The sequence below is a fragment of the Flavobacterium sp. UGB4466 genome (assembly GCF_903469665.1).
Classification (GTDB): Bacteria; Bacteroidota; Bacteroidia; order Flavobacteriales; family Flavobacteriaceae; genus Flavobacterium; species Flavobacterium lipolyticum.
This window is the reverse complement of sequence record NZ_CAGKLC010000171.1, coordinates 1-5665: the sequence shown is the minus strand read 5'-3', so window position 1 is coordinate 5665 and position 5665 is coordinate 1. Positions and strand designations below refer to the sequence as shown.

Annotated in this window: 3 protein-coding genes; all 3 read right to left on the bottom strand. The window is 33.2% G+C overall.

What is annotated here, in order from left to right; all coding sequences use genetic code 11:
- On the bottom strand, positions 1-1720 hold a 1720-nt coding region (locus JO950_RS21020; RefSeq protein ID WP_202704398.1), incomplete at its 3' end, for a restriction endonuclease subunit S.
- A gap of 2 nt (positions 1721-1722) precedes the next feature.
- The gene (locus tag JO950_RS21015; RefSeq protein ID WP_202704397.1) at positions 1723-3195 is read right to left on the bottom strand and encodes a class I SAM-dependent DNA methyltransferase; all 1473 of its coding nucleotides are present in this window, start codon (positions 3193-3195) and stop codon (positions 1723-1725) included.
- On the bottom strand, positions 3192-5549 hold the full coding sequence (gene hsdR / locus JO950_RS21010) for an EcoAI/FtnUII family type I restriction enzme subunit R (protein ID WP_202704396.1): 2358 nt from the start codon (positions 5547-5549) through the stop codon (positions 3192-3194). The genes JO950_RS21015 and hsdR overlap by 4 nt, the downstream gene beginning before the upstream one ends.
- Between the last annotated feature and the right edge of the window lie 116 nt (positions 5550-5665).

The following is a 5665-nucleotide window of genomic DNA, read 5'->3' as shown; positions in this document are numbered from 1 at the left end:
CAATTATGGTTTTGGAAAGTAAACCTTTTAATTCTTCTGATTTTTTGATATTATTTCTTAGAGATTCACATAGTGTGAAGAGTTCATCAATTTTTTGGACGATACGAACTTGCTCAGATAATGATGGAACAGGAATCATTATTTCCTCCCACTTAGATCTATTTATTATGGGCGTAGCTGAACCAGTTGCTTTACTTAAAATTGATTGCTGAAAATATATTGAATTCATTATATCATATAGGAAATGTGAATTAAAGAACAATGGACGAATACAATTTATTTGTTGATTAAATGCTATTTTATATTTAACAATTGCACATTTGCCAATCGTTCCACCTATACATACCATTAATAAGTCATCGGCTTCAGCAATTGAACTATATTCTAAACCTTCAACTGTTAATGTTTTATCTGTGTCAGTAATATTGCCCTCAGACGTTATTTGGCCTGGTCCAATAAAAGGTACATCTCCATCAAAATATTCTAAAACATTTGTACTTGGTGTTTTACCAGTACTTCCTATTCCAATTTCACCTAACCTTGTCCATTCCCAACCTCTTGGTAATTCAAAAGGTGTCTTATCTTCACTAATCTTTGCTAAGGGAGTTTGCTTTCGAATTTTTCCTTCCTTAACCAACCTGTCTTTTTCTTTAGCTATTTTGTTTAACAATTTATTGGCTGGTTCATCATTTGGGTCTTGCTTGACCAACTTACCCATCACTGCCAATTGTAGTATGGTTTGTTTCAGTTGCTCGATACTATCCTCAGTACAAAAAAGAGTGTCAAAATGTTCATATATTCTATCCCATGCCACTTGTAATTCATTGGTATCTGCTGCTTCAGTTAAAGTTGCTAATAATGTTTTTACTAAAGCTTGATGTGTTTTTAGTTTTTTAAATTGTTCATCTTCTAGCTTATCACACAAATTCATAAGCTCGTCAACTTTTGCTACTATGCGATGTTGTTCTGCAAGCGGAGGAAGTGGGAAAGGCTCATTTTTTAAGATGTCAACAGAAACCATATTTTTTTGTGCAGTTCCTTGCAATTCTGAAAGTGTCTCTGTTTTCATATAAAAAGCAGGAAACAGAATTTTAAAATAATTATTCAACAATATTGTTTCATTGATAGATAACTTTAAAAGTGCTTGATTGATTATTCCAGGTTCAATCCAATTAGGCGCTATTGCAACTTTACCAACGGTACCTGAACAACTAATAATAATATCATTAGATTTTATTTTAAAAGCTTTTAATTCTTTATATTTATTTTCATCGATGTAATAATTTCCTAATGAAAAATCATCTTTTATTGCGTGTTGTTGTTCATAGACTTTATATCCTTTTGAAACAAAAAAATCTTTTCTTAATGAACTTCCGAATGGGCCTCTTTTTATTGCATACTTTTCGTCCTTTAGGATATTAGGTATGTACGCTAATGCCCATCCACTAGGTAAATCATGGTTAAATTGGCCTTTTTCCTTTAGTGGTTCTTGGTCTTTTATACTCTTTCTTTTTAAGCCTTTTTTTAATAATTCATTTGCAGATTCATCACTTGCTAATTGAGGAACTAGCTTTCCATATACAGCTAAATCAAGTACTAATGCTCTTAAATGATTAATACCTAACATATTTATGTTGTCAATACTTTTAATTCGCCCTTTAGCTTTTATTCCTTGTGCATCTGTCCAAATGTCAAAACTATTTATAATTGTATTTATCATAATTAGTTATTATTTAAGGCTTCTGCTAATATAGCTTTAAGCTGGTTTCTTAAAGTGGTTATTTCGCCTTGCTCTTTAGTGTAGAGTTCTAGTACTTCATCGGGGTCATGTGTTATTTGTTCACCCACATGAGGGTTTTTAATATCAAGGTTATAGTTGCGTTCTACAATATCTTGGGCAGAAACTTTCCATGCTTGTTCATTTTCAACTCTAGTCGCAAAACCATCTGTTTCATTACCCCACCAATCTATCTCTGCTTGAAACTCTTCAAAACGCATAGGCTTGGTTTTATTATAGTTTACCACACCTTCAGGATATGGATGTTCATAATACCAAATATGTTCTGTCGGTTTTCCTTTTGTAAAGAATAAAATATTGGTTTTAATACCTGTGTAAGGATTAAAAACACCATTGGGTAATCGAACAATAGTGTGAAGATTACACTCGGTCATTAATTTTTCTTTAAGTCTAGTTTGAATACCTTCACCAAACAAAAAACCATCAGGTAAAACGACAGCAGCTCTTCCTTCATTTTTAAGCAAATGAATAATAAGAGCCATAAAAAGATTTGCTGTTTCTCTAGTCCTTAAGTTGGCAGGAAAGTTATTTTCAATACCATCTTCTTCCATACCACCAAAAGGCGGATTAGTAACAATTACATTTACTCTGTCACTGTTTGTATAATCACGTAATGGTCTGGCAAGAGTATTATCGTGTTTAATATTTATTGGTACATCAATACCGTGCAAAATCATATTGGTAGTGCATAGTAAATGAGGTAGTGCTTTCTTTTCAACCCCATGAATTGATTTAACTAAAACCTCTTCATCAGCAGGAGATTTTACAAAGTTGTCTCGTTTGTATTCAATTATATTGGTAAGAAACCCACCAGTTCCACAGGCTGGGTCAAGAACGGATTCTTCTAATTTTGGCGCTATTCTGTTAACAATGAAAGTAGTTACGGCTCGAGGAGTATAAAACTCTCCAGCGTTTCCGGCACTTTGCAAATCTTTAAGTATTTGCTCATAAATCCCCCCAAACGTGTGGCGGTCACCAGAAGCATTGAAATTAATTTCACATATTTTATTCACTACTTGTCGAAGAAGTGTACCAGATTTCATGTAATTGTAGGCATCTTCAAATACATTTTTTATTACTAAAGCTCTTCCACCATCATCACCCTCTATTTTTAATTTTGTTTTTAACGTTGGGAAAAGTTCAAGATTTACAAAATCGAGTAACGTATCTCCTGTATCTCCCTCAGGATCTTTAGCCCAATTTCTCCATCGTAGTTTTTCCGGTAATGGTGATTTATAGTCATCCTCTGTTAATTCTAACTCATCCTCACGGTCATCTACTATTTTTAAGAAGAAAAGCCAAACTAGCTGGCTTATTCTTTGTGCGTCTCCATCAACTCCTACATCCTTTCGCATAATATCCTGAATGGATTTTATGATACCTGATACATTACTCATGCTATTCTGTCTTGTTTAAATAATTCTTTTTCTAATTCTTCTATTGCTGTTTCGTATTTTTCTTTTCCTCCAAAAAAATCATTTATAATTTCCATTGGAGTTCCATAATCGCTAAAAGGTTTAAGCTTTAAAACCTTCACGTTTTCAATACTAACTACCCCTTTATCAGAATACATCTCAAGTAAACCTTGTAAAACAGCTTTAGCTTGTTCACCATATTTTGTGAAATAATCTCTTTTCTTAACATTTTCTGCTCGTTCTTTTCTTGTCAATGGTGCCTGACCAAATGCGACATGGCATATCAAATCAAAATCACTATATTCTTTTCCTACCAATTCGGCTAAATTTTCAAGTACTACGCCATGTTCTTCAAGCAACTCAATAATGGCTTGTTTCTTTTTAGCATCGTTCCAATTTTGTAAAAAATCATCTAGAGAAGCATATTCTGATATTACTTGCTTTTGAGTAAAATCTTTGTACGATTCTGTTACTAACTGTCCATCATCACCAAGATACTCAATTCTTTCATTTATAATTTTAGCAGGAACACCGCTGATTATAATTTTTATTCTGCCTGAACCACCAGTATCACCACCAGTGTCGTCACCACCAGTGTCGTCATCACCACCATCCTCAGGATCAGGAGGCACAGGACTATCATCTGGTCCCGGATTATAAATTACTACTGGCTCACCATCAAAATCTGCGTCTTTAAAATGTTCTGTAGCTTTCTTAAAATCCATTATTGTAAAAAAGAATTTGTTATTCTCTTCGTCTATTCGTGTACCTCTGCCTATTATTTGTTTAAAGGTTGTCATTGATTTAATTGTTTTGTCTAAAATAATTAATCGACATGTTTTAGCATCTACACCAGTTGTCATTAAATCAGAAGTTGTAGCTATAACAGGAAACTTGCTATCAGGGTCAATAAAATTATCAAGTTCTGCTTTTCCTTCAATACTATCACCAGTTATACGCATTACATATTTAGGATTGTCAATAGCTATTTTACCAGCAGCATTGACAATCGCTTTTCTCATGCGTTCCGCATGATCAATATCCTCACAAAAAATAATTGTTTTTGACATTGGGTCAGTAGCATTAAGTAATTGGATTACTCTATTCGCTACCAATTTTGTACGTTGATTTAATACTAGAATTCTATCCATGTCAGATTGATTATAAGTACGCTTTTCAAATGCATTACCTAAATCATCAGTCATATCATCAGGCGGTGTCCAGCCATTGATGTCTTTATCTATATCAATTTTTACAACTTTATATGGAGCAAGAAAACCATCTTGAATTCCTTGTTTTAAACTATAGGAATATACAGGTTCTTTGAAGTAAGTTAGGTTTGAAACATATTCCGTTTCTTTCGGTGTTGCTGTTAAACCTATTTGTACAGCATTTTTAAAATAGTCTAAAATTTCACGCCAAGAAGAATCATCTGCTGCACTACCTCTATGACACTCATCAATAACTATTAAATCAAAAAAATCTGGAGAGACACTTTTAAATATTTTGTCAGATTCATCTGGTCCTGTCAATGCTTGGTATAAACCCAAATGAATTTCATATGAAGGGTCAATTTTTCGATTCTTGATTTTTGTCATTACCGAACCAAACGGTTTAAAATCATTAACAAGAGTTTGATCAGCTAAAATATTTCTATCTACAAGAAATAAAATTCTTTTTGCTACTCTAGCTTTCCACAATCGCCAAATGATTTGAAATGTAGTATATGTTTTTCCAGTACCAGTAGCCATCACTAAAAGAATTCTATTTTGACCTTTTGCAACAGCTTCAATAGTACGATTAATTGCTTCGACTTGATAATATCTTGGCTCTTTGCCAGAACCATCAGTATAATATGGTTGCAAAATTAGTTCTTGTTGACTGTCTTCTATATTGTGGTATTTTTTGTAACGTTTCCAAAGTTCTTCAGGTGTTGGAAAGTTTTCAAGAGGAAATTCTGTTTCAATGTCTTCTCCTTCTTTTGTAGTTTTATCGTGTGAGGCAAAAGCATCGCCATTTGAACTAAATGCACTTGGCAAACCTAAAATATCAGCGTAGCCTAAAGCTTGTTGCATGCCATGGCTAACTGAACAACTATTATCTTTGGCTTCTATTACAGCTATTCTAGTACCTGGTTCCCATGAAAGAACATAATCAGCAAACTTTTTTTTCTTTTTATTCCTAGCCGACATCTCACCTCTAACTATTACAGGACCAGGAGTTAAAGTCACTTCTCGTCTTATTTGTTTGATTGGATCCCATCCCGCATTTTTAATAGCTGGCGTAATGTATAAATCACAAATGTCGATTTCGCTAAGTTCCTTTTTATTTGTCATATTTAAATAAAAATTTAATTTCTTCCAAACCTACCAAATTTCTCAAACATATACCTATAAATGGGGTATTTTAATTATACTTTACATTGTAAATATTTTGCTGTACTAATTTATTT